Annotated in this window: 19 protein-coding genes; 16 read left to right on the top strand and 3 right to left on the bottom strand. The window is 41.8% G+C overall.

Annotated elements, in window-relative coordinates; genetic code table 11:
• Positions 1-351: 351 nt before the first annotated feature.
• The 3 genes from nrdF to nrdH form a co-directional block, all read right to left on the bottom strand.
• Positions 352-1311, bottom strand: coding sequence for a class 1b ribonucleoside-diphosphate reductase subunit beta (gene nrdF, locus PCY11_RS02485; RefSeq protein WP_023026617.1), 960 nt, complete (start codon positions 1309-1311; stop codon positions 352-354).
• A gap of 123 nt (positions 1312-1434) precedes the next feature.
• Positions 1435-3594, bottom strand: coding sequence for a class 1b ribonucleoside-diphosphate reductase subunit alpha (nrdE, locus tag PCY11_RS02480; RefSeq protein ID WP_031573442.1), 2160 nt, complete (start codon positions 3592-3594; stop codon positions 1435-1437).
• A gap of 114 nt (positions 3595-3708) precedes the next feature.
• On the bottom strand, positions 3709-3927 hold the full coding sequence (gene nrdH, locus PCY11_RS02475) for a glutaredoxin-like protein NrdH (protein ID WP_003006408.1): 219 nt from the start codon (positions 3925-3927) through the stop codon (positions 3709-3711).
• Between the two features lie 475 nt (positions 3928-4402).
• On the opposite strand from nrdH, the gene PCY11_RS02470 reads away from it, so the two are divergent.
• From PCY11_RS02470 to PCY11_RS02395, 16 genes are all read left to right on the top strand, one after another.
• Positions 4403-4666, top strand: coding sequence for a phosphocarrier protein HPr (locus PCY11_RS02470; RefSeq protein WP_003006411.1), 264 nt, complete (start codon positions 4403-4405; stop codon positions 4664-4666).
• A 4-nt stretch (positions 4667-4670) separates the two neighbouring features.
• Positions 4671-6404, top strand: a complete 1734-nt coding sequence (gene ptsP, locus PCY11_RS02465; RefSeq protein ID WP_003006414.1) for a phosphoenolpyruvate--protein phosphotransferase — start codon at positions 4671-4673, stop codon at positions 6402-6404.
• Between the two features lie 327 nt (positions 6405-6731).
• Positions 6732-8639: a 1,4-alpha-glucan branching protein GlgB gene (glgB, locus tag PCY11_RS02460; RefSeq protein ID WP_070845433.1), complete on the top strand. Its 1908-nt coding sequence runs from the start codon at positions 6732-6734 to the stop codon at positions 8637-8639.
• 50 nt (positions 8640-8689) lie between these two features.
• Positions 8690-9832 carry a glucose-1-phosphate adenylyltransferase gene (locus PCY11_RS02455; protein ID WP_021152896.1) on the top strand — a complete coding sequence of 381 codons (1143 nt, stop codon included), beginning with the start codon at positions 8690-8692 and terminating at the stop codon, positions 9830-9832.
• Positions 9822-10958 carry a glucose-1-phosphate adenylyltransferase subunit GlgD gene (gene glgD / locus PCY11_RS02450; protein ID WP_070465609.1) on the top strand — a complete coding sequence of 379 codons (1137 nt, stop codon included), beginning with the start codon at positions 9822-9824 and terminating at the stop codon, positions 10956-10958. Before PCY11_RS02455 ends, glgD begins: the two co-directional genes overlap by 11 nt.
• Positions 10958-12385, top strand: a complete 1428-nt coding sequence (gene glgA / locus PCY11_RS02445) for a glycogen synthase GlgA (protein WP_070845434.1) — start codon at positions 10958-10960, stop codon at positions 12383-12385. Before glgD ends, glgA begins: the two co-directional genes overlap by 1 nt.
• Positions 12386-12618: 233 nt before the next feature.
• Positions 12619-18573: a ZmpA/ZmpB/ZmpC family metallo-endopeptidase gene (locus tag PCY11_RS02440; protein ID WP_070845435.1), complete on the top strand. Its 5955-nt coding sequence runs from the start codon at positions 12619-12621 to the stop codon at positions 18571-18573.
• 227 nt (positions 18574-18800) lie between these two features.
• A complete protein-coding gene (locus PCY11_RS02435) occupies positions 18801-19001 on the top strand; it encodes a F0F1 ATP synthase subunit C (RefSeq protein WP_003006433.1) in 201 nt (66 codons plus the stop codon).
• A gap of 33 nt (positions 19002-19034) precedes the next feature.
• Positions 19035-19748 (top strand): F0F1 ATP synthase subunit A, encoded by a 714-nt coding sequence (gene atpB, locus PCY11_RS02430; protein ID WP_024055550.1) that lies wholly within the window; start codon positions 19035-19037, stop codon positions 19746-19748.
• A gap of 19 nt (positions 19749-19767) precedes the next feature.
• Positions 19768-20262 carry a F0F1 ATP synthase subunit B gene (gene atpF / locus PCY11_RS02425; RefSeq protein WP_004219970.1) on the top strand — a complete coding sequence of 165 codons (495 nt, stop codon included), beginning with the start codon at positions 19768-19770 and terminating at the stop codon, positions 20260-20262.
• Entirely contained in the window at positions 20262-20798 is a 537-nt protein-coding gene (locus tag PCY11_RS02420) for a F0F1 ATP synthase subunit delta (RefSeq protein ID WP_301362419.1), read from the top strand. The genes atpF and PCY11_RS02420 overlap by 1 nt, the downstream gene beginning before the upstream one ends.
• A 15-nt stretch (positions 20799-20813) precedes the next feature.
• Positions 20814-22319, top strand: a complete 1506-nt coding sequence (gene atpA / locus PCY11_RS02415) for a F0F1 ATP synthase subunit alpha (protein ID WP_003006447.1) — start codon at positions 20814-20816, stop codon at positions 22317-22319.
• A 15-nt stretch (positions 22320-22334) separates the two neighbouring features.
• Entirely contained in the window at positions 22335-23216 is an 882-nt protein-coding gene (locus PCY11_RS02410) for a F0F1 ATP synthase subunit gamma (RefSeq protein WP_201036914.1), read from the top strand.
• Positions 23217-23301: 85 nt separating this feature from the next.
• Complete coding sequence (gene atpD / locus PCY11_RS02405) at positions 23302-24708, top strand: F0F1 ATP synthase subunit beta (protein ID WP_049472156.1); 1407 nt, start codon at positions 23302-23304, stop codon at positions 24706-24708.
• A gap of 13 nt (positions 24709-24721) precedes the next feature.
• Entirely contained in the window at positions 24722-25141 is a 420-nt protein-coding gene (locus PCY11_RS02400; RefSeq protein WP_003002471.1) for a F0F1 ATP synthase subunit epsilon, read from the top strand.
• A gap of 97 nt (positions 25142-25238) precedes the next feature.
• On the top strand, positions 25239-25469 hold the full coding sequence (locus PCY11_RS02395) for a DUF1146 family protein (protein ID WP_009732557.1): 231 nt from the start codon (positions 25239-25241) through the stop codon (positions 25467-25469).
• Positions 25470-25527: the final 58 nt, after the last annotated feature.

Raw genomic sequence — 25527 nt, 5'->3', positions numbered from 1 at the left:
TGTCCAACCTCTTTTTTAAAAAAGAAGCAGATCCAATTAGAAAAAGATTGCAGCAAAAAAACCTTTCCGTCTGGAAAGGTTTCAGATTGAAGATAAAGTCTTCTAAAAAACTTTCCTTAGGTGAGTACGGACGTCAGCGAACTTCAAAGAAGTTCCATGACTTAGTTTTGGACCTAAGGTTCCAAAACTCCCGAGTGCTAGAAACATGATTGTTTCTAGCACTTTTCTCACGGCGGAAAGTTTTTAATCTTCAAAAAATAAAAGTCACTTTTTGAAAATCATCTATCTGTTTTATGTAAAACAATAGGTTGTCTATATTTAAAAACCTTTCCATCTGGAAAGGTTTTTGTCTTATAGGCCGTAGTTGTAATCGTCATCCTGCATGGCTTCTACTTCACCGAGAAGGTAACCATTTCCGACTTGAGAGAAGAAGTCGTGGTTAGAGGTACCGGTTGAGATTCCGTTCATGACGATTGGGTTAACGTCATCTGCTGAGTCTGGGAAAAGCGGATCTTGTCCCAAGTTCATGAGGGCTTTATTGGCGTTGTAGCGAAGGAAGGTCTTGACTTCCTCAGTCCAGCCCACACCGTCATAGAGGCTCTCTGTGTAGCCTTCTTCGTTTTCATAGAGGGTGTAGAGAAGATCATACATCCACTCTTTGAGTTTTTCTTGTTCTTCTTCTGGTAATTCGTTAAAACCAAGTTGGAACTTGTAGCCGATATAGGTTCCGTGAACAGATTCGTCCCGAATGATCAACTTAATGATTTCAGCGACGTTGGCCAATTTGTTGTTTCCAAGATAGTAGAGTGGTGTAAAGAAACCAGAATAGAAGAGGAAGGTTTCAAGGAAGACGCTGGCTACTTTCTTTTCAAGAGGAGTCCCATTGAGGTAGATTTCATTGATGATCTCTGCCTTCTTTTGAAGGAAAGGATTGGTATTGGTCCACTCGAAAATCTCTTCGATTTCTGACTTGGTATTCAAGGTCGAAAAGATGGAAGAGTAAGACTTAGCATGGACAGATTCCATGAATTGGATGTTGTTAAAGACGGCTTCTTCATGAGGAGTACGAATATCCGCACGAAGGGCTTGTACACCCGTTTCAGACTGCATGGTATCCAAGAGTGTCAATCCACCAAAGACTTTACCGACCAAGTCTTTTTCTTTGAGAGATAACTTTCTCCAGTCGTCCAAGTCGTTTGACAAAGGAATACGTGTATCCAACCAGAATTGTTCGGTTAGCTTTTCCCAAGTCGATTTATCGATGACATCCTCGATGGCATTCCAGTTAATGGCTTTGTAGTAAGTTTCCATTTGAAATCTCTTTCTTTTTCTAATTCATTCGATCATACAATCATTATTATTCTAACACAATTGTTAGAATACCGCACAAAAAGTCGGCGAACCGACTTTTTGGTAGCAATGGATCAGAGTGTCTTAGATGACACAGCTTTCACATTGGTTTGCGCCAACTTCTCCACCATCATCAGTAAAGGTACGGACGTAGTAGATAGACTTGATACCTTTGTTAAAGGCGTAGTTCCGAAGGATAGACAAGTCACGTGTCGTTTGTTTGTTTTCAGTTTTCCATTCGTAAAGCCCTTTTGGAATGTCACTGCGCATGAAGAGAGTGAGTGAGAGTCCTTGGTCTACGTGCTCAGTTGCAGCCGCATAGACATCGATGACTTTGCGCATATCCATGTCGTAGGCAGAAGTGTAGTAAGGAATCGTTTCCGTTGACAATCCTGCTGCAGGGTAGTAGATCTTACCGATTTTCTTCTCTTGGCGTTCTTCAATCCGTTGTGTAATTGGGTGGATAGAAGCAGATACGTCATTGATGTAGCTGATAGATCCATTTGGTGCGACAGCTAGGCGGTTTTGGTGGTAAAGACCATCTGCTTGAACTTTAGCACGCAGTTCTGCCCAATCCTCAGCACTTGGGATAAAGATATCTTTAAAGAGTTCTTTGACGCGATCAGATTTTGGTACAAATTCTCCAGTCGTGTACTTATCAAAGTAAGTACCATTGGCATAATCAGATTTTTCGAAGTTGTGGAAGGTAACACCACGTTCGCGCGCAATGTTGTTTGATTCTACGAGAGTCCAGTAGTTCATGAGCATGAAGTAGATGCTCGTAAACTCAATAGACTCCGGTGATCCGTATTCGATCAATTGTTGGGCAAGGTAGCTATGAAGTCCCATGGCTCCAAGACCAAAGGTATGCGCCAGTTTATTTCCGTGGTCAATAGTTGGAACGGCTACGATATGAGAGCTATCTGTAACGAAGGTCAAAGCACGAACCATGGCACGAATCGAACGACCAAAATCAGGTGAAGTCATCATGTTAACTACGTTGGTTGAACCAAGGTTACAGGAGACGTCTGTTCCCATTTGAACAAATTCTTGGGCATCGTTGATCAAGCTTGGTTCTTGAACTTGAAGGATCTCTGAACACAAGTTACTCATGATGATTTTTCCATCAACAGGGTTTGCCCGGTTAGCAGTATCAATGTTGACTACATATGGATAGCCAGATTCTTGTTGCAATTTAGAAATTTCAGTTTCCAAATCACGTGCCTTAATTTTAGTCTTGCGGATATTTGGATTAGCAACCAACTCATCGTATTTTTCAGTGATGTCGATGTAGTTAAATGGTACTCCGTATTCACGTTCCACAGAGTATGGGCTGAAGAGGTACATTTCTTCATTCTTACGCGCCAACTCGTAGAACTTGTCTGGCACGACGACCCCAAGTGAGAGAGTCTTCACCCGAACTTTTTCATCAGCATTTTCTTTCTTAGTTGAAAGGAAGGCGATGATGTCTGGGTGGAAGACGTTGAGGTAAACCACCCCAGCCCCTTGGCGTTGTCCCAATTGGTTAGAGTAAGAGAAGCTATCTTCGAAGAGTTTCATAACTGGAACCACTCCAGAAGCGGCTCCTTCATAGCCCTTGATCGGTGCGCCAGCTTCACGAAGGTTGCTGAGAGAAATCCCAACCCCACCACCGATACGAGACAGTTGAAGGGCAGAGTTGATGGAACGTCCGATCGCATTCATATCATCGGTTACTTGGATCAAGAAACATGATACCAATTCCCCACGGCGGGCACGTCCAGCGTTTAAGAAAGAAGGAGTAGCTGGTTGGTAGCGTTGGTGGATAATTTCGTTTGCGATGTCTCGCGCGATAGCTTCATTTCCATCAGCAAAATAGAGAGCATTGAAAAAGACACGGTCTTCCATGCTTTCAAGATAGTATTCTCCATCATTTGTTTTCAAAGCGTATTGGTTATAGAATTTGTAGGCCGCCATGAAGGACTTGAATTGGAAGTTTTGATCTTTGATAAATTGGGCCAATTCCTCTAAAAATTCAGGACGGTATTTCTCGATAAAAGCTCTCTCAATGTAATTGTGCTCGAGAAGGTACTGAATCTTGTCTGTAATCGAGTCAAAGGTTTTAGTATTTGGTACAACATTTTCTTTAAAGAACGCATCCAAAGCTTCTTTATCTTTATGAAGCATGATTTGGCCGTTTACTGGACGGTTGATTTCATTGTTAAGACGAAAATACGTCACATCTTCAAGAGATTTTAATCCCATAATAATCCTTTTCTAGTTCAAAAAAATGAAGAGGAGAAGTCCTCTCTTTCCAAGTAAAAAGTCTAGTGTTAGGTTGCTAACGCTAGACCCTATTTAAGCAAAATACTGTGTTTATTAAGAAAGTTTCTTCAACTTAGCTGGTTGAAAACCAGAAAATACTTCATCCGGTGTTTGAATAACTGGAGCAGCATTGAAGCCAAGGTTCTTAACATGCTCTACAAATTCTGGCTGTTCATCTAAGTTAATTTCGCGGTATTCCACATGATTGCTATCGAGGAATCGCTTGGTCATTTTGCATTGAACACAATTATTTTTTGAATAAATGGTTACCATTTCTTTTTCGTTCTCCTATCGAAATATAAATCTGTAAACAGTATAAACAAAATCCAGCAACTTGTCAACAAAATAAAACTAAATATTGTGCAAAGAGATGAAATTGAGTTTTCAAAGCACAATATATTGTGGTGAGCGAAAAGTGTGAAAATCGAAGAAATGGGATAGGAATAGGCTTTAAAGCATCTTTAATTAGTTATAATTTTTTGGTGAATCAATATCCTGTGGTTCAAGAGCTTTTTTTCATTGAAAGCGGAGGAAAATGTTACTTATAATATAGTAGAAAATTGAAAAGATATTTTCTCTATTCTTCAGGTGCTTCTTAAAATGTATCTAAATTGGGATTTTTCGCAGTCTTTTTCTGTAAGTCAGTGATAAAAATCTTGAAAAAAATTTCAAAAGATGATATAATACCAAATTGTAAGGGTTATCAAAAGGTAACTCAAAAACTATTTTTAAAAAGGAGAGTCAAACTATGGCTTCTAAAGATTTCCACATCGTGGCAGAAACAGGTATCCACGCACGTCCAGCAACTTTGTTGGTTCAAACTGCTAGCAAATTTGCTTCAGATATTACTCTTGAATACAAAGGTAAATCAGTTAACTTGAAATCAATCATGGGTGTTATGAGCCTTGGTGTTGGTCAAGGAGCAGACGTTGTAATCTCTGCAGAAGGTGCTGACGCTGATGATGCGATCGCAGCTATCTCAGAAACAATGACTAAAGAAGGATTGGCTTAAAAATATGACAAAAATGCTAAAAGGAATTGCAGCATCTGACGGTGTTGCTGTTGCTAAGGCATATTTGCTCATTCAACCAGACTTATCATTTGAGACTGTTTCAGTCGAAGATACAAGTGCAGAAGAAGCTCGTTTGGATGCAGCTCTTGAAGCTTCACAAAACGAGCTTTCTCTTATTCGGGAGAATGCAGTAGCAAGCCTTGGTGAAGAAGCAGCGCAAGTTTTTGATGCGCATATGATGGTTCTTGCTGACCCTGAAATGATTGGTCAGATCAAAGAAACGATTCGTACGAAAAAAATCAATGCAGAAGCTGGCTTGAAAGAAGTCACTGACATGTTCATTGCGATCTTTGAAGGAATGGAAGACAATCCTTACATGCAAGAACGTGCAGCAGATATTCGTGACGTTACCAAACGTGTCCTTGCCAACTTGCTTGGTAAGAAATTGCCAAACCCTGCTTCTATCAATGAAGAAGCAATCGTGGTTGCGCATGACTTGACTCCATCTGATACAGCACAGTTGAACAAAAAGTATGTAAAAGCTTTTGTCACGAATATCGGTGGACGTACAAGTCACTCAGCTATCATGGCTCGTACACTTGAAATCGCAGCTGTTCTTGGTACAAATAACATCACAGAACTTGTCAAAGATGGCGATGTTTTGGCTGTTTCAGGGATCACTGGTGAAGTGGTGATCAACCCTACTGAAGAACAAATCGCAGAGTTCAAAGCAGCTGGTGAAGCTTATGCCAAACAAAAAGCTGAATGGGCTCTCCTTAAAGATGCGAAAACAGTGACTGCTGATGGAAAACACTTCGAATTGGCTGCCAACATCGGTACACCTAAAGACGTTGAAGGTGTAAACGATAATGGTGCAGAAGCTGTTGGTCTCTATCGTACTGAATTCTTGTACATGGATTCTCAAGACTTCCCAACTGAAGATGACCAATACGAAGCCTACAAAGCAGTTCTTGAAGGTATGAATGGTAAACCTGTGGTTGTTCGTACAATGGATATCGGTGGGGATAAAGAACTCCCTTACTTTGATCTTCCTAAAGAAATGAACCCATTCTTAGGTTTCCGTGCTTTGCGTATCTCTATCTCTGAGACAGGTAACCAAATGTTCCGTACACAATTGCGTGCCTTGCTTCGTGCATCTGTTCACGGTAAATTGCGGATCATGTTCCCAATGGTTGCTTTGTTGACTGAGTTCCGTACAGCTAAAGGTATTCTTGAAGAAGAAAAAGCTAAATTGCTTGCGGAAGGTGTTGCTGTTGCAGACGATATCCAAGTTGGGATCATGATTGAAATCCCAGCTGCAGCAATGCTTGCGGATCAATTTGCTAAAGAAGTTGATTTCTTCTCAATTGGTACAAACGACTTGATCCAATACACAATGGCTGCTGACCGTATGAACGAACAAGTTTCATACCTTTACCAACCATATAACCCATCTATCCTTCGTTTGATCAACAACGTGATCAAAGCGGCGCACGCTGAAGGCAAATGGGCAGGTATGTGTGGTGAAATGGCCGGTGACCAAACTGCCGTTCCACTTCTTGTCGGAATGGGCTTGGATGAGTTCTCTATGTCAGCGACATCTGTCCTTCGTACACGTAGCTTGATGAAGAAACTCGACACAGCTAAAATGCAAGAATACGCTAACCGTGCTCTTACTGAATGTTCAACAATGGAAGAAGTTCTTGAACTTTCAAAAGAATACGTGAACGTAGACTAAGAATTCAACAAGACTAAGACAAATCTGTCTTAGTCTTTTTTTACATTGTTCATAAAAATGTTCATTTTATTCGTAATAAACTAGTTAGTAATAAAAATAGTGATTTAAATGTTCGGTTTTTGTTTGATTTTCCTCGTATATATAGTATAATCGTAAGTAAGATAAGGAGGATGACCAAGGAAGGATAGAAAAGGTTCGGGAAAGAAAATGGAAAAACTTTTCCTGATAATTTTACATGATTTTACAGGAATCAACTTGAAAATTAAGTGATTTTATAGTAAAATAAAAACAAATAGAAAACGCTTTCAAAAGCAAAGAGGTGAGTATATGGATAGAAGCACAGACTTATGGACATTTGGAAGAGGGGATAATTTCCATCTTCAAGAGTACTTAGGAGCTCACAAGGAAACAAGGGGGGAACAAGAAGGCTTTACCTTCCGTGTTTGGGCTCCCAATGCTCAGGCGGTGGATCTGATTGGTGATTTCACTGATTGGGAAGCTCGTAAAATTCCAATGGTTCGTAATGAAGGAGGCGTCTGGGAAGTCTTCTGTTCCGATGCAAAAGAGGGAGATATATACAAGTATTTGGTGACTCGACAAAATGGTCATCAGGTGCAAAAAATCGATCCTCTAGCGTTATGGATGGAAAAGAGACCCAATACAGGATCTATTATTAAGACCATTCCAGAGAAAAACTGGAAAGATGGTCTCTGGAGAGCACGCCGCAAAAAACTTGGTTTTAAGGAACGACCTGTTAATATTTATGAGGTTCACGCAGGATCGTGGAAACGTAATGAGGATCACAGTTCCTATACCTTCAAACAACTAAAGGAAGAATTGATTCCATATTTGGTGGAGATGAACTACACCCACGTGGAATTTATGCCAGTGATGGCTCATCCATTGGGCTTGAGTTGGGGCTATCAGCTCATGGGATATTTTGCACTCGAGCAGACTTATGGTAGCCCAGAAGAGTTTCAAGACTTCGTGGAAGAATGCCACCTCAACAATATCGGAGTGATCGTAGATTGGGTACCCGGACATTTCATTATCAATGATGATGCCTTGGCTTATTATGATGGAACACCAACCTTTGAATACCAGGATGAACATCGTGCGCATAACTACGGATGGGGAGCCTTGAACTTCGATTTAGGGAAGAATCAAGTCCAGTCATTCTTGATTTCTAGTTTGAAGTTTTGGATTGATACCTATCATTTAGATGGGATTCGGGTCGATGCTGTGAGCAATATGCTCTATCTTGACTACGATAGTGGTCCATGGACACCAAATATTGATGGTGGAAACCTCAACTACGAAGGCGTTCATTTCCTTAGACGTTTGAATGCGATTATCAAGAACGAACACCCAGATGTCATGATGATTGCAGAAGAAAGTTCTGCTGGTCAAAAGATCACGGGTCCTGAAGAAGAAGGTGGTCTAGGCTTTGACTATAAATGGAATATGGGGTGGATGAATGATATCCTTCGATTCTACGAAGAAGATCCCATCTACCGGAAATTTGACTTTAACCTGGTAACCTTTAGTTTCATGTATGCATTTTCTGAAAACTTCTTACTACCATTTTCACATGATGAAGTGGTGCATGGTAAGAAGAGTTTGATGCATAAGATGTGGGGAGATCGTTACAATCAATTTGCTGGACTCCGTAACCTCTTGACCTATCAGATTTGCCATCCAGGTAAGAAATTACTCTTTATGGGTTCAGAATTTGGTCAATTTTTGGAATGGAAGTCAGAAGAGCAACTGGAATGGGGCAATCTAGAGGATGAAATGAATGCGAAGATGCGTCGTTTCACTTCTCAGCTCAATCATTTCTACAAAGAACACAAGGAATTGTGGGAGATTGATGATAGCTTTGATGGCTTAGAGATTATTGATGCAGATAACCGGGATCAGGGCGTCTTGTCTATGATCCGGAAAAATCGTAAAGGCGATCTTTTGGTGTGCGTCTTTAATATGGCACCAGTAGAACGCAAGGACTTTACGATTGGTGTGCCTATATCAGCGGTCTATGAAGAAATTTGGAATACAGAATTAGAAGAATGGGGAGGTGTCTGGAAAGAGCACAATCCGACAGTTCAGTCTCAAGATGGACTGTGGAAGGATTATGAACAAACTTTGACCTTTACTTTGCCGGCTTTAGGAGCTAGCATTTGGAAGGTGAAACGGAAGGTTCGCAAAACGAAATCTAAAACATCAGATAAAAAATGATGATCGGTTGACTCTAAGGGAGTCCAAGCTTTAAAAAGAGGAAGTAGTCAATGAAGAATGAAATGCTCGCTTTAATTCTTGCCGGAGGGCAAGGAACACGTCTTGGAAAATTAACCAAAAACATCGCGAAACCTGCGGTTCAATTTGGTGGGCGCTATCGGATTATCGATTTTGCTCTCTCAAACTGTGCCAACTCAGGAATTCACAATGTTGGTGTGATTACACAGTATCAACCACTTGCCCTTAACAGCCATATTGGGAATGGTTCCAGCTGGGGCTTGGATGGAATCAATACGGGTGTGTCTATTCTCCAACCTTATTCAGCTAGTGAAGGAAATCGGTGGTTCGAAGGAACTAGTCATGCGATTCTCCAAAACATCGACTATATCGACAGCATCAATCCGGAATATGTCTTGATTCTATCTGGGGATCATATCTACAAGATGGATTACGATGACATGCTTCAAGCACACAAGGATAATAACGCAAGCTTGACTGTTGCAGTCCTAGATGTACCTTTGAAGGAAGCAAGCCGTTTTGGAATCATGAATACAGATGCCAATAATCGGATTGTCGAATTTGAAGAAAAACCAGCTGAACCAAAATCAACTAAGGCTTCAATGGGGATTTACATCTTTGACTGGGCTCGTCTGCGCAATATGTTGGTTGCTGCTGAAAAGAGTGATATCGATATGTCAGACTTCGGTAAAAATGTCATTCCAACTTATCTAGAATCAGGCGAAAGTGTTTATGCTTATGAATTCAACGGCTATTGGAAAGACGTTGGTACAATTGAGTCTCTTTGGGAAGCCAATATGGAATATATCGATCCAAATAATGCCTTGGATAGTCGCGATCGTCACTGGAAAATCTATTCACGCAACCTCATTTCTCCACCGAACTTCTTTGGGGAACATGGCCACATCGAAGATTCTCTTGTCGTCGATGGTTGTTCGGTAGACGGTACAGTCAAACACTCCATCTTATCAACAGAAGCTCAAGTTCGTGAAGGAGCAGTTGTCGAAGATGCTGTCGTGATGAGCAATGCCATTATCGGTAAAGGAGCTGTTGTGAAACGCGCGATTATCGGAGAAGGCGCAGTCATTGCAGAAGGTGTCGTGATTGATGGAACAGAGGAAGTACAAGTTGTCGGTTACAATGAAAAAGTGGGGGTAGCAACAGATGAAGATTGATAAATATTCAGCCATTTTAGGAAATACAGTTGGGTATCATGATATGTCCACTTTGACCAGCCATCGTCCGGTAGCATCCCTACCATTTGATGGGAAATACCGCTTGATTGACTTCCCGTTGTCTAGTCTTGCGAATGCTGGTATTCGTAGTGTTTTTGGGATTTTCCAACAAGAAAATATTAGTTCGGTCTTTGACCATATTCGTTCAGGTCGTGAATGGGGCTTGTCTACTTTATTGAGCCACTATTACCTCGGAATCTATAATACTCCAGTTGAAAATACAACGGTAGGGCCAGAATACTACCAACAATTATTGACCTATTTGAAACGGTCTGGTTCCAACCAAACAGTTGCTTTAAACTGTGATGTTTTGATGAATATTGACCTCAATCAGATTTTCCACCTTCATAATACCATCGATCGTCCGATTACAGTGGTTTATAAGAAGTTGCATCTTCAAAATATCTCTGAAGTCAATGCTGTCTTGGAAATTGATGAATCAGACCATGTTACAGATCAAAAACTTTTTGATGGTAAGAATCCGGATGAAGTCTACAACATGTCAACAGATGTCTTTATTGTGGACACTCCTTGGTTGATTGAAAAAATTGAAGAAGAAGCTAAGAAAGAATACCCACAAAAATTGCGCTATATCTTGCGTGATTTGGCGGTGGAATACAATGCTTTTGCCTTTGAATATACAGGTTACTTAGCCAATATTCATTCAGTTGAATCTTACTACCATGCAAACTTGGATATGTTGGAAAACCAAAAATTCATGAAGCTCTTTTCACCAAATCAAAAAGTGTATACGAAAGTGAAGAATGAAGAACCAACGTATTATTCCAAGACATCACATATTAAAACGTCTCAATTTGCTTCAGGTAGTATTGTAGAAGGAACCGTTGAACGTTCCATTGTTTCACGTCGGGTACGCCTTCATGAAGGTTCAGAGGTCCGCAGTAGTCTTCTCTTCCCTGGTGTAGTGGTTCGTGAAAATGCAATCGTTGAACATGCTATCCTGGATAAGGGGGTCGAAGTGGCTGCTGGCGTGACGATTCGTGGTACAGAGGAAACACCTGTCGTGGTTAAAAAAGGAACGATTGTTACAGAGGATATTGTCTAATGAAACTATTATTTGTTGCAGCTGAAGGAGCACCGTTTTCTAAAACAGGTGGTTTGGGAGACGTTATTGGCGCTCTTCCTAAATCCTTAGCGAAAAGTGGTCATGATGTGCGCGTGATCCTCCCTTACTATGATATGGTAGAGGCTAAGTTTGGAGATCAAATCGAAGATGTCTTGCATTTTGAGACCAAGGTTGGCTGGAGAAGTCAATATGTTGGTGTGAAACGCATTGTGCGCGATGGAGTCACCTTTTACTTTATTGATAACCAACATTATTTCTTTAGGGGCCATGTGTATGGTGACTTCGATGATGGCGAACGCTTTGCCTTCTTCCAGCTCGCGGCCTTAGAAACGATGGAACGGGTTGATTTCATTCCAGATGTTCTTCATGCCCATGATTACCATACAGCGATGATTCCTTTCTTGCTGAAGGAAAAATACCGTTGGATTCAAGCTTATCATGGAATTAAGACAGTGTTGACCATCCATAATTTGGAATTCCAAGGTCAGTTCGACCCAGGAATGTTGTGGGATCTTTTCGGAGTTGGATTTGAACGCTATGCAGATGGAACACTTCGATGGAATGATTGCCTGAACTGGATGAAAGCCGGTATTCTATATGCTGACCGTGTAACAACCGTTTCTCCTAGCTATGCGCATGAGATTATGACTGCTGAATATGGTTGTGGCTTGGATCAGATCCTTCGAATGGAGTCTGGCAAGGTGACCGGAATTGTTAACGGGATTGATGCGGATCTGTATAATCCTGAAACGGATCCACTCTTGACTCATCACTTCAGTCTCTCAGATCTTTCAGGTAAAGCAGCCAGCAAACGAGCTCTTCAAGAACGTGTTGGTCTATCTGTTCGCGATGATGTTCCTTTGTTTGGGATCGTCTCTCGTTTGACACGTCAAAAAGGTTTTGATGTGGTGGTAGAAGAGTTGCATCAACTTTTGCAAAAGGATATTCAGATTGTCTTGCTCGGTACAGGAGATCCTGGATTTGAAAATGCCTTTGCTTGGTTTGGTCAAGCCTACCCAGATAAACTTTCAGCGAATATCACATTTGATGTCCAATTGGCTCAAGAAATCTATGCAGCGTCGGATGTCTTCTTGATGCCAAGTCGCTTTGAACCGTGTGGCCTTTCTCAAATGATGGCCATGCGTTATGGAACCCTTCCTTTGGTGCATGAAGTCGGCGGACTTCGTGATACCGTTCAACCGTTTAATGCTGTTGATGGAAGTGGAACAGGCTTTAGCTTCAATAATTTGTCTGGTTATTGGTTTAACTGGGCGGTTGATGAAGCCTTGGCTGTCTACTACAATGACAAACAGGCTTGGTATGGTCTCCAAGAGCAAGCTATGACGCGTGACTTCTCATGGGATACGGCTAGTCAACGATACAATGATTTGTACCAATCCTTATAAATAGATCTATAATACAAACGCCTTTCGAGGCGTTTTTTGTGTTGCTTTCTTCCTATAAAGAAAACGGTTTATTTTTTTGAGTTTTAGAGCTTGCTAAAATAGAAGAAAAAAGATAAGATAGGTAAAGGTAAAAAATCCCGGGAAGGTTCTTATTTCTGGAAAGGATCCCATCCTCTCTAAAAATAATCAGGTCCCTGCTCGAGGGTTAAATATTACTATATAGGAATTTTAGGATGAAAAAAGCGAAACAAACGTTTGAAAAAATGACCAAATATTCGATTCGAAAATTATCTGTCGGTGTTGGTCCGGTAGCCATTGGAGCCTTTTTATTAGGAGGAAGCTTGTTAGGAGCTCGTCCTGTCCAAGCAGATCAGGTGACCCTACCTGATCATGTGCACTTAGGATATGTGACAGAAGAAGAGCTGACCGCTGAAGAAAAAGCACAGGTGATTCATGCAATCCCTGAAGAGTATCAAAATGAAGATACTTTCTATCTCGTCTATAAGAAGAAGGAAGCAATTCAGTCGGTTCTTCCTCAAACAGGAAATCAGGAAGTCGCCCTTTTTGGGCTAAGTCTAGCCACTGCTTCCTTTGCGGTCCTCTTACTCTCTAAAAAGCACCGGAAGAAGGTCATGGGCGTCCTTTTGATTGGAGCCATGGGACAAAGTCTTCTACTTCCAGTTGAAGTCGCAGCCCTACAAAATCAAGTTTTGCGCGCTTATAACCAGGATCTTGCGATCGCATCGAGCAAAGATCTTGCAAATGGTGTGATTCAAATTGACGGCTATGACTATGTTGGCTATCTGCGCTACCCGTCAGTCCAAAAGACGAGCTTACAAGAGCCAAAGGCTATGCAGGAAACGAAACCTTCTGTAGAAGGAACGATCAAAACAAGTACAGGGATTCCACAAGTGGAAGCACAAGCGCGTGTAACCCCAGAAGTCGCTCCAGCCTTTCCTCAAGTTGAAAAACCAAGCCTGGAAGTCTCTACTGAGCCTGTACCATTTGAAACCGTCAAGCAAGCTGATCCTACATTACCTAAAGGGCAAACCAAGGTGCTGACTGCTGGCCAAAATGGGGAGCGGACCCTATTGACGGAAGTGAGTGTGGTAGATGGACAAGAAGTTCGCAGAGTCGTTGAAAGCAAGGTCACTAAAGAACCAGTTTCACAAATTCTTGCTGTCGGGACAAAAGAAGATGCCCAACCAACCCCTCAACCCAGCCCTTCTCCAGTTGTAACGGCTAAGGGGACACAAGAAGAAGGCCATATCGGCGAAGCTCCTGTTCAACCAGAGAACCCAGCCTATACAGGTGTGGTGGAAGCTAAGGGGACACAAGAAGAAGGTCATGTCGGCGAAGCCCCTATTCAACCGGAGAACCCAACCTATACAGGTGTGGTGGAAGCCAAGGGGACACAGGAAGAAGGTCATGTCGGTGAAGCTCCTGTTCAACCGGAGAACCCAACCTATACAGGTGTAGTAGAAGCCAAGGGGACACAGGAAGAAGGCCATGTCGGCGAAGCCCCTGTTCAACCGGAGAACCCAGCCTATACAGGTGTGGTGGAAGCCAAAGGGACACAAGAAGAAGGCCATGTGGGAGAAGCTCCTGTTCAACCGGAGAACCCAACCTATCAAGTAACGGAAGGGACGGTAACAGAGACAGAAACGGTAATCCTTCCATATGAAACCGAGTATGTAGCGGATGCCAATCATTACACAGATGAAGAAAGCCTTCTTCAGAAAGGCGAGGCTGGTAGTCAGGAGATTCGTCGTGTTTATAAGACGGTCAATGGTGAGAAGATTGGCGAGCCCGTGAGCACGACAACTGAAACGGTAAAAGCTCCTGTGACAGAAAAAATTAGTCGTGGGACTAAGGCGATTGAAGGCCAAACAGAGGATGTTTCGTATGAGGAAATTCCATTTAAGACGGTAACCGAACAAGATGCCACCTTGCTAAAAGGATCAGAAAGGGTTTCTCAAGCCGGTAAAAATGGGAAGAAGAAAATCACCAAGGTTTACAAGACCATCAAGGGGGTTAAAACGGCGGATGCTCCTACTGTTTCTGAGGAAGTAGTTGAACAAGCCCAAGATCAGATCATTCAAAGAGGGACCAAAGAACTTGACAAGCCAACCTTGACTTTGACCCAGGTCGATAAGGAAGAATTGAAGCGCAGTGCTAAAGCTACTTATCATTTGGATAAACCAGACGGTGTGACCATCAAGTCCATCCAGGCTGTATTGAAGAAGGGTGATCAAGTGGTGAAAACCCTGACCCTTTCAGAGACGGACTTGGCAGCTGCTTTAGCGGACTTGGACTACTACAAGGATTATACGCTCGCAACGACCATGGTCTATGACCGTGGAAATGGGGATGAAGAAGAAGTTCTCAAGGAAGAACCACTGAGAATTGATCTTAAAAAAGTTGAAATCAAAAATATCAAGGAAACCAGTCTGATTAGCGTGGATGACCAAGGTCTTGAGACCGATAGCAGCCTCTTGTCTGAAACACCATCAGATGTGAAGCCTTACTACTTAAAGGTCACTACCTATGATAATAAGGTTACAAAACTAGCCGTTGATAAAATTGAAGAAGTAACGGTAGATGGCGTGACCCTCTACAAAGTAACAGCCAAAGCTCCTGATCTCATTCAACGGACTGCGGACAACCAGTTCAGTGAGGTCTATGTCCACTATATTGCGAAACCCAAAGCACATGAAGGTGATATCTACTACAATTTCAACGAACTTGTAAAAGCTATGCAAGCCAATCCGACTGGTACCTTTAAACTGGGTAGCAATATGAATGCGGCTAATGTCCAGCCAGCAGGGAAATCCTATGTGACCAATGCCTTCAAGGGAATTTTGGAAAGTATGGATGGAAATAAATTTGCCATCCATAACATTACAAGACCATTATTTGGGAACATCGAAGGTGGCTCGGTTAAGAATCTCTTGCTTGAAAATGTCAATATTGATCTACCTGGGACAGATCGAGTAGCACCAATCGCAGGTGTCATCAAAAACAATGCAACTGTTGAGAACGTTAAAGTAACAGGAAGTGTTGTCGGGAACAATGACGTAGCAGGAATTGTCAATAAAATTGATGGCAGTGGGAAAGTAAGTAATGTCGCCTTTATCGGGAAACTGCACGCTGCGGGTAACAAAGGTGGCTATCTAGCGGGTGTTGTTGGCGAGAACTGGAAAGGTGTTGTTGAAAAAGCTTACGTTGATGCTGAAATCACTGGGAACAAAGCCAAAGCTGCAGGTTTAGTTTATTCCTCTCAAAATGGAGCAAATAACCACACAGTAGGTAAAGAAGGAGTCCTTAGAAATTCAGTTGCTAAAGGTTCAATTGAACTCAAAGAAGCGGTTCAATCTGGTGGATTACTAGGGACCAACTGGGCCTTGGGGACTATTGAAGACAACATCACCATGATGAAAGTCAAAACTGGTGAGATGGTCTTTGGACATTCGGATATCGACGCTGATGATTACTTCACCTATTCAAGAACCAAGCGCAATTACAGTGTGGAAGGCGTGAGTGAAGGGAAGAAAACCTTTAACAACTCCCGTAAAATCCCAAGCATCTCGCTGGCAGAAGCTGAGCAGAAAATCGAAGCAATGGGAATAACTGCTGATAAATTCACCAGCAGCAAACCGATTGAAGATACGCTCAATCACCTTGTTAGCAAAGACGATCAATACAAGGCCATCACTGCTTACGATGCGACTCGTGAGCTAGCTTACCGCAATATTGCTAAATTGCAACCATTCTACAACAAAGAATGGATTGTCGACCAGGGGAATAAACTGGCTGCAACGAGTCCTCTCTTGACCAAGGAAGTCTTGTCTGTGACCGCTATGAAGGGCAATGATTTTGTCACGGAACTAGCTGATGCTGATCACATCCTGATCCATTATGCCGATAAGACAAAAGATATCTTTAGCATGACACCGAAAGACTCTAAAGTTAAACAAGTCAAAGAGTACAGTGTAGCGGAGCTCGGTGAAGTGGTCTACACGCCAAATATGGTGGACAAAGACCGGAGCGATCTCATTGGTGCGATCGTTGAAAAATTAAGCCCTGTCGAATTACAATCAGATCCAATCTACACTCACTTAGGTCGAACAGGACCTAACAAAGTCAATGCCATTAAGAACCTTTACCTTGAAGAAAGTTTCCAAGCAGTCAAGGACAATCTGACTCACTTTGTCAAACAACTGGTTGAAAACCAAGACCATCAATTAAATACAGATGAGTCTGCCAAACGGGCCCTTATCAAGAAAGTTGATGACAACAAGGCCGCTGTTCTTTTGGGTCTCTCTTACCTCAACCGCTATTATGGAGTGAAGTTTGATGATGTCAATCTTAAGCAGCTCATGTTGTTCAAGCCAGACTTCTATGGGAAGAATGTTGATGTCTTAGACCGTTTGATTGAAATTGGTTCAAAAGAAGACTACATCAAAGGGACTCGTACCCACGATGCCTTCCGTGAAGTTGTGGCTAAATCGACTCTTTCTGGTAACTTAAATGACTTCCTGAAATACAATATGGAGCTCTTTACAAGTGATAGAGACTTAAATGATTGGTTCATCAAAGCAACCAAAGACAATGTCTATATTGTGGAACCTGAGACGACCAATCCAGCATTCGCGTCTGCTAAACACAGAGCCTATGAGGGCTTAAACAATGATGTTCACGGTAAAATGATCTTGCCACTCTTGAACTTAAAAGATGCTCATATGTTCTTGATTTCAACCTACAATACCATGGCCTATAGTTCCTTCGAGAAATATGGCAAGAACACGGAAGCAGAACGCAATGCCTTCAAAGCCGAAATTGATAAGGTGGCAAAAGGACAACAGAATTACCTAGATTTCTGGTCACGTCTAGCAACGGATAAGGTTCGCAATCAACTCTTGAAGAGCAATAATATGGTGCCGACCCCTGTCCTTGATAATCAAAACTACAAGGGTATTAGTACAGACCGTTATGGACATACCAACAGTGGCAAAGATGTGGCTCCAATCCGTGAATTGTATGGTCCAACCGATCGTTACCATGCGACAGATTGGCGCATGGGGGCTGTGGCGCGAATTTATGGAAATCCATATAAAGATGACTCTGTCTTCTTCATGGTGACCGATATGATCAGTGACTTTGGCGTTTCTGCCTTCACGCACGAAACGACGCACGTCAATGACCGTATGGTTTACTTAGGTGGTTGGAGACACCGCGAAGGAACAGATATTGAAGCCTTTGCCCAAGGAATGCTCCAAACACCATCTGTATCCAATCCAAATGGGGAATACAAAGCCTTAGGGCTCAACATGGCCTATGAACGTCCTAACGATGGCAATCAATGGTACAATACCAATCCAAACGATCTTCAATCACGTGATGAGATTGATCGCTACATGAAAGGTTATAACGATACGCTCATGCTTCTGGATTATCTTGAAGGAGAAGCTGTATTGGACAAACATAGTAAGGACTTAAACAATGCTTGGTTCAAGAAGGTTGATAAACAATACCGAGGAGCGAACACCAAGAATCAATTCGATAAGGTGCGTCCTTTGAGTGATGAGGAAAAAGCGATTGCTTTACATACAGTAGATGACCTCATCACCAATAATTTTATGACCAACCGTGGTCCTGGAAATGGCGTCTATAATCCATCTGACTTTGGCTCCGCCTATGTGACGGTGCCGATGATGACAGGGATCTATGGTGGGAATACCAGTGAAGGGGCTCCTGGAGCAATGTCCTTCAAACACAATACTTTCAGGATTTGGGGCTATTATGGCTATGAAAAAGGCTTCCTAGGTTATGCTTCGAACAAGTATAAACAAGAGTCCAAACAAGCTGGACTTGCCACTCTAGGAGATGACTTCGTCATTCAGAAGATTTCTGATGGAAGATTCAGTACCCTTGAAGACTGGAAGAAAGCTTACTTCAATGAAGTTGTGACAAGTGCCAAAAGTGGAATTCAGGCTATTGATATCGATGGGAAGACCTACAATAGCTATGAAGACTTGAAACGTGCATTTGCTGAAGCAGTGGATAAAGATAAGGCTACTCTAAGTAACGGTTCTGTCAAATTTGACAATACGGTTGCACTGAAAGAAAAAATCTTTAAGAAATTGCTCCAACAAACAGATAGTTTTAAAACGTCTATCTTTAAATAATTGAATTCTCTCATCTGCTGAGCAGGTGAGAGTTTTTTAGAAGAAAAAATGAATAGAGGTGGACAAAGTATCTAAAAATTAAAAGAAATCAATCGTAGATCTGAAAATTTATCATATTAAAAAATAACGTAATTTAACAAAAACGCTTTCTTTTCTAGGAAATATTTGACTATTATATCTTTTAGGAGTAAACTAAGGAGGTAAAATTAATAAAAGGAGAATTCATCATGAATTTAACATTTTTAGGTCTTTGTTTAGCCTGTTTTGGTGTATCACTGGCAGAAGGTTTGATGATGAGCAGCTTATTGAAATCTGCGTCTCGTCAACCAGAAATTATTGGTCAATTGCGTAGCCTCCTGATTCTTGGTGTTGCCTTTGTCGAAGGTACTTTCTTCGTAACCTTGGTTATGGCCTTCATTATCAAATAGACGCTTCTATTTTAGAAAAGGAGGTGTCAAACCTTGGAAGAAAGTATCAATCCAACGATTACTCTTGGACCTGTATCTTTTAATTTGACCCTACTTGCTATGACCCTGATTTCTGTTTTCGCCGTTTTTGGCTTCATTTATTGGGCCAGTCGAAAAATGTCGATCCGACCAAAAGGCAAACAAAATGTGCTGGAATACGCATATGACTTTGTCGTAGGCTTTACAAAAGGAAATATTGGGGAACATTACATAAAGGACTATTCCTTGTTCTTGTTTGTTCTTTTCCTCTTTCTTTTAGTAGCCAATAACATTGGATTGATGGCTAAAATCGAAACGACCAATGGTTACAATTTGTGGACATCACCAACCGCTAACCTGGGTTATGACTTTGCCTTTTCATTTTTGATCACCTTAATCGCCCATGTAGAAGGAATTCGCAGACGTGGTGTGAAGGAATATTTAAAGGCTTTTGTGACACCCGGATTTATGACCCCCATGAATATTTTGGAAGAATTAACGAACTTTGCCTCCTTGGCACTTCGGATCTTCGGAAATATCTTTGCGGGTGAGGTACTAGCAAGCTTGCTTGTGACTTTGTCGCATCAAGCTGTTTATTGGTATCCATTTGCCTTTATTGGAAGCATGGCGTGGACAGCGTTTTCGATTTTCATTTCATGTATCCAAGCCTATGTGTTTACCATGTTGTCATCAATTTATATTGGTAAGAAAATTAATGGTGAAGAGTAAGTAGAGGAGGAGTAGAAGAATGCATGTATCAATGAGTGAAATTATTGGTAACTTTATTCTCATTGCTGGTTCCTTCCTATTATTAATCTTTTTAATAAAGAAATTTGCATGGAACAATATCAATGGAATTTTAGAAGCGCGTGCCAAAAAGATTACAGATGATATTGATGGAGCAGAATCAGCTCGTCAAAAAGCTGAGGAACTAGCAAGTAAACGTGAAGAAGAGTTGGCAGGTAGCCGCAAAGAAGCTGCGTCTATCGTCGAAAATGCAAAGGAAACTGCAGAAAAGAATAAATCTCAGATCCTTTCAGAAGCCACTCAAGAAGCAGTACGTTTGAAAGAAAAAGCGCAACAAGAAATTGCGCATAACAAAGAAGAAGCATTGAACAGTATCAAAGGTGATGTGGCAGATCTCACTGTCAATCTTGCCAGCAAATTGTTGAGCCAACAGCTGGATGCTGAAGGTCAACGCCAACTGATCGATCGCTATCTTGATGAATTAGGAGAAGCCTAATGGACAAAAAGCAACTGATGGTGATTGAGAAATATACCCAGCCTTTTGTTCAATTGGTCTTTGAAAAAGGAGAACAAGACCTAGTCTTTGAAAAATTGACTCAAATCAAGGGTATTTTTGAAGAGACTGGACTTGCTAACTTCTTAGCTCATATCGGTGTAGAGGATGAAGAGAAAGCAAAAAGTCTCAGACTTTTTCAACCCTCGGATTCACAATTACTCGACCATTTGATTGAAGTGGTTATTCTCAATCATCGTGAAGCCTTATTTTATGACATTGTAACGATTTGTTTGGATCAGATTCAACTGTTGAGCAACGCTTTTGTCGTCACTGTTACGACGGTTGCTGGTTTGGATCCTGTTCAAGAGCAAAAGCTAATCCCCATTATCGAAAGAAAATTTGGGATTCAAGTTCGCTCGATCCAACAAAAGATCGATCTAGATTTAATTGGTGGCTTTGTCGTGACAGCCAATCATAAAACGTTGGATACCAGTCTCAAACACCAATTGCAAGTTATAAAATCTAAATTGAAATAGAAAGTGGTGTGAATTTTGGCGATTAACGCACAAGAAATCAGCGCTTTAATTAAGCAACAAATTGAAAATTTCAAGCCAAACTTTGACGTCACTGAGACAGGTGTTGTAACCTACATTGGTGACGGGATTGCCCGTGCTCATGGTCTTGAAAATGCCATGAGTGGTGAGTTGTTGATCTTTGAAAATGGCTCATACGGGATGGCCCAAAACTTAGAGACAACGGATGTCGGTATCATCATCTTGGGTGATTTCACGGATATTCGTGAAGGAGACTCTGTCCGTCGTACAGGTAAAATCATGGAAGTCCCTGCAGGGGATGCCTTGATTGGTCGGGTTGTCAACCCACTTGGCCAACCAGTAGATGGTTTGGGTGAGATTGTAACAGATAAATTCCGTCCAGTTGAAACACCAGCTCCTGGTGTTATGCAACGGAAATCTGTCTCAGAACCCCTACAAACTGGTTTGAAAGCCATTGATGCCCTCGTTCCAATCGGACGTGGCCAACGGGAATTGATTATCGGGGACCGTCAAACAGGGAAAACTTCGATTGCCATCGATACCATCTTGAACCAAAAGGGTCAAGACATGATCTGTATCTATGTGGCGATTGGTCAAAAAGAATCAACAGTTCGTACGCAAGTAGAAACTCTTCGTAAATACGGAGCCATGGATTATACGATTGTGGTAACCGCTTCGGCTTCCCAACCGTCTCCATTGCTCTACTTGGCACCTTATGCCGGGGTTGCCATGGCAGAAGAGTTCATGTATAACGGTAAACACGTTTTGATCGTCTATGATGATTTGTCAAAACAAGCCGTAGCCTACCGTGAATTGTCCCTTCTTCTTCGTCGTCCACCAGGACGTGAAGCCTTCCCAGGGGATGTCTTCTATCTCCACAGCCGTTTGTTGGAACGTTCAGCTAAAGTTTCAGATGAATTGGGTGGTGGCTCTATTACAGCTCTTCCAATCATTGAAACCCAAGCAGGAGATATTTCTGCTTATATCGCAACCAACGTGATTTCGATCACAGATGGACAAATCTTCTTGCAAGATAGTTTGTTCAATGCTGGTATTCGTCCGGCCATTGATGCAGGTTCTTCTGTATCCCGTGTAGGGGGAGCTGCCCAAATCAAGGCTATGAAGAAAGTTGCGGGTACTCTTCGTATCGACCTCGCTTCATACCGTGAATTGGAAGCCTTCACGAAATTTGGTAGTGACTTGGATGCTGCGACTCAAGCGAAATTGAACCGTGGTCGCCGAACAGTTGAAGTCTTGAAACAACCTGTTCATGAACCATTGACAGTTGAAAAACAAGTCGTGATCTTGTATGCCTTGACTCATGGTTTCTTAGATAGTGTTCCAGTAGACGATATTCTTCGTTTCCAAGAAGAGTTGTTTGATTACTTTGAAGCACATTATAACCAAATCTTTGAGACGATTCGTTCGACACATGATCTTCCAGCAGAAGAAGAACTGGATGCAGCCCTTACAGAATTTGTCAACCAGTCAAATTTCAAATAGAAATAGGAGTGGAAGATGGCAGTTTCATTAAATGATATAAAAAATAAAATTGCATCCACTAAAAATACCAGTCAAATTACCAATGCTATGCAGATGGTGTCTGCTGCTAAACTCGGGAAATCTGAGCAAGCAGCCAAGGATTTTCAGGTTTATGCCGCTAAGGTACGTAAGTTACTAACAGACTTGCTCCATGGACATGAAACAGAAAATGCCAAATCCCATCCTATGTTGGTGAGTCGGCCGGTAAATAAGACAGCTTATATCGTGATTACATCTGATCGTGGTTTGGTCGGAGGCTACAATGCCTCCATCCTTAAAACCATGATGGAAATGAAGGCAGAATACCATCCAACTGGAGATGACTTTGAAGTGATCTGTATTGGAAGTGTCGGGGCGGATTTCTTCCGTGCCCGTGGGATTCAGCCGGTTTATGAATTGCGTGGTTTGCCTGATCAACCTAGCTTTAAGGAAGTTCGTACGATCATTTCGAAAACAGTCCAAATGTATCAGGAAGGCTTGTTTGACGAGTTGTACGTCTGTTACAACCATCACGTTAACAGTTTGACTAGCCAAATGCGGGTAGAACAGATGCTTCCGATTATTGATTTGGACCCCAATGAAGCAGATGAGGATTATGTATTGAATCTAGAATTGGAATCTAGTCGAGATGCCATTTTGGATCAATTGCTCCCTCAATTTGCTGAAAGCATGATCTATGGTGCCATTATTGATGCTAAAACAGCTGAAAATGCTGCGGGGATGATGGCCATGCAAACTGCAACAGACAATGCCAAGAAAGTCATTGATGAATTAACGATTCAATACAACCGTGCTCGTCAAGCAGCGATTACACAAGAAATTACCGAAATCGTTGCTGGTGCTAGCGCCCTTGAATAGTTGTCGGATACAATTTTAAATACAAAAACAGATGCTCGAAAGAGAACTTTTGAGCAGTAGAAATTACTTAGAATAGGAGAATGACATGAGTTTAGGCAAAATTTCTCAGGTCGTAGGTCCCGTCGTAGACGTTGCCTTTTCCGTTGGAGATAAACTTCCTGAGATCAATAATGCGCTTGTAGTCTATAAAAATGACCAACAAAAATCAAAAGTCGTTCTTGAAGTAGCTTTGGAACTTGGTGATGGGGTTGTACGGACCATCGCCATGGAATCAACTGATGGTTTAACACGTGGAATGGAAGTCTTGGACACAGGTCGTCCAATCTCTGTTCCTGTCGGAAAAGAAACCTTGGGACGTGTCTTCAATGTTCTTGGAGATACCATTGACTTGGATCAACCTTTTCCTGAGGATGCTTCTCGTGACTCCATCCACAAAAAAGCTCCATCTTTTGACGAGCTCTCTACTTCAGAAGAAATTCTTGAAACAGGGATCAAGGTTATTGACCTCTTAGCCCCTTATTTGAAAGGTGGGAAGGTCGGACTCTTCGGTGGTGCCGGAGTTGGGAAGACCGTCTTGATTCAAGAATTAATCCATAATATTGCCCAAGAACACGGTGGTATTTCTGTATTTACCGGTGTTGGGGAACGGACACGTGAAGGGAATGACCTTTACTGGGAAATGAAAGAATCTGGCGTTATTGAAAAAACAGCCATGGTCTTTGGACAAATGAATGAGCCACCTGGAGCACGGATGCGTGTTGCTTTGACTGGTTTGACCATTGCGGAATACTTCCGTGATGTCGAAGGTCAGGACGTTCTCTTGTTTATCGACAATATCTTCCGTTTCACTCAAGCCGGATCTGAAGTATCAGCCCTTTTGGGACGGATGCCATCAGCCGTTGGTTACCAACCTACTTTGGCAACTGAAATGGGTCAATTGCAAGAACGGATTACGTCAACGAAGAAAGGTTCTGTTACATCGATCCAAGCCATCTATGTGCCAGCCGATGACTATACAGACCCAGCGCCAGCAACCGCTTTTGCTCACTTGGATTCAACCACCAATTTGGAACGTAAATTGGTACAATTGGGGATCTACCCTGCGGTGGATCCATTGGCATCAAGCTCACGTGCCCTTTCTCCAGAAATCGTAGGAGAAGAACACTATGCAGTAGCTTCTGAAGTCAAACGCGTCCTTCAACGTTACCATGAATTGCAAGATATCATTGCTATCTTGGGGATGGATGAATTGTCTGACGAAGAAAAGACCTTGGTTGCTCGTGCTCGCCGGATCCAATTCTTCTTGTCACAAAACTTCAACGTTGCGGAACAATTTACAGGTCAACCTGGTTCTTATGTACCAGTTGGAGAAACTGTTCGTGGCTTTAAAGAAATTTTGGATGGGAAATATGACCATCTTCCTGAAGATGCCTTCCGTGGTGTTGGATCGATCGAAGATGTGATCGCCAAAGCTGAAAAAATGGGATTCTAAGAAGAGGTGAAAGATGAGTCAAATGAACGTCCAAATCGTTACACCGGATGGACTGGTTTATGATCATCATGCCGCATTTGTATCTGTCAAGACAATTGATGGTGAATTAGGGATTTTACCTCATCATATCAATACCATTGCGGTTTTGGCTGTAGACCAAGTAAAGGTTCGTCGTGTCGACGATGACAAACATATTGATTGGATTGCAGTCAATGGTGGGATTATCGAAGTAGCTGATAATGTCATTACCATTGTTGCCGATTCTGCCGAACGTGCTCGAGATATCGACATTAGTCGTGCAGAACGTGCCAAACTGCGAGCTGAAAAAGCGATTGAAGAAGCCAAAGATCAGCATTCGGTTGATATGGAACGTCGTGCTAAAATTGCTCTTCAACGCGCCATTAACCGGATTAATGTCGGAAATCGTTTATAAGATATTCAAAATAAGGTGGAGGTTTTGTCCTCACCTTATTTTTGTTGGGAGAGAATCAAAAGAAGAAAGTACGGACCAAATATGGTATAATAGCTGTATGATTCAAATGATTTTTAATCTTTCAAGCCATCTATTGTTTATCTTTTTTGCCTATTACCTATTGTTGAACCTGGTTCAATGGGAAAAGTTTTTAAAAGTAAGTGCTGAAAATGCGGTTAAAATCCGTTTTTTGATCTTGATGATCAGCGTCGGAATAGGCTATCTAGCCAGCTCATTTTTTATCAGTGTTTATGAGATGAGTCGGCAGATTTTTATTGGCCAATTCTAGCCACATTTTATAAAAAATATGGTATGATAGAAAGCGTGACTTTAAGAAATTGGAGAAC

The organism is Streptococcus sp. SP8 (assembly GCF_030440045.1).
In the GTDB taxonomy this organism is placed as follows: domain Bacteria; phylum Bacillota; class Bacilli; order Lactobacillales; family Streptococcaceae; genus Streptococcus; species Streptococcus parasanguinis_I.
This window is presented reverse-complemented; position numbering and strand designations above follow the sequence as displayed.

Excerpts from the sequence above, each read along its gene's own strand:
- nrdF (WP_023026617.1), bottom strand. The coding sequence starts at position 1,311 with ATGGAAACTTACTACAAAGCCATTAACTGGAATGCCATCGAGGATGTC.
- nrdE (WP_031573442.1), bottom strand. The coding sequence starts at position 3,594 with ATGGGATTAAAATCTCTTGAAGATGTGACGTATTTTCGTCTTAACAAT.
- nrdH (WP_003006408.1), bottom strand. The coding sequence starts at position 3,927 with ATGGTAACCATTTATTCAAAAAATAATTGTGTTCAATGCAAAATGACC.
- PCY11_RS02470 (WP_003006411.1), top strand. The coding sequence starts at position 4,403 with ATGGCTTCTAAAGATTTCCACATCGTGGCAGAAACAGGTATCCACGCA.
- ptsP (WP_003006414.1), top strand. The coding sequence starts at position 4,671 with ATGACAAAAATGCTAAAAGGAATTGCAGCATCTGACGGTGTTGCTGTT.
- glgB (WP_070845433.1), top strand. The coding sequence starts at position 6,732 with ATGGATAGAAGCACAGACTTATGGACATTTGGAAGAGGGGATAATTTC.
- PCY11_RS02455 (WP_021152896.1), top strand. The coding sequence starts at position 8,690 with ATGAAGAATGAAATGCTCGCTTTAATTCTTGCCGGAGGGCAAGGAACA.
- glgD (WP_070465609.1), top strand. The coding sequence starts at position 9,822 with ATGAAGATTGATAAATATTCAGCCATTTTAGGAAATACAGTTGGGTAT.
- glgA (WP_070845434.1), top strand. The coding sequence starts at position 10,958 with ATGAAACTATTATTTGTTGCAGCTGAAGGAGCACCGTTTTCTAAAACA.
- PCY11_RS02440 (WP_070845435.1), top strand. The coding sequence starts at position 12,619 with ATGAAAAAAGCGAAACAAACGTTTGAAAAAATGACCAAATATTCGATT.
- PCY11_RS02435 (WP_003006433.1), top strand. The coding sequence starts at position 18,801 with ATGAATTTAACATTTTTAGGTCTTTGTTTAGCCTGTTTTGGTGTATCA.
- atpF (WP_004219970.1), top strand. The coding sequence starts at position 19,768 with ATGCATGTATCAATGAGTGAAATTATTGGTAACTTTATTCTCATTGCT.
- PCY11_RS02420 (WP_301362419.1), top strand. The coding sequence starts at position 20,262 with ATGGACAAAAAGCAACTGATGGTGATTGAGAAATATACCCAGCCTTTT.
- PCY11_RS02410 (WP_201036914.1), top strand. The coding sequence starts at position 22,335 with ATGGCAGTTTCATTAAATGATATAAAAAATAAAATTGCATCCACTAAA.
- atpD (WP_049472156.1), top strand. The coding sequence starts at position 23,302 with ATGAGTTTAGGCAAAATTTCTCAGGTCGTAGGTCCCGTCGTAGACGTT.
- PCY11_RS02400 (WP_003002471.1), top strand. The coding sequence starts at position 24,722 with ATGAGTCAAATGAACGTCCAAATCGTTACACCGGATGGACTGGTTTAT.
- PCY11_RS02395 (WP_009732557.1), top strand. The coding sequence starts at position 25,239 with ATGATTCAAATGATTTTTAATCTTTCAAGCCATCTATTGTTTATCTTT.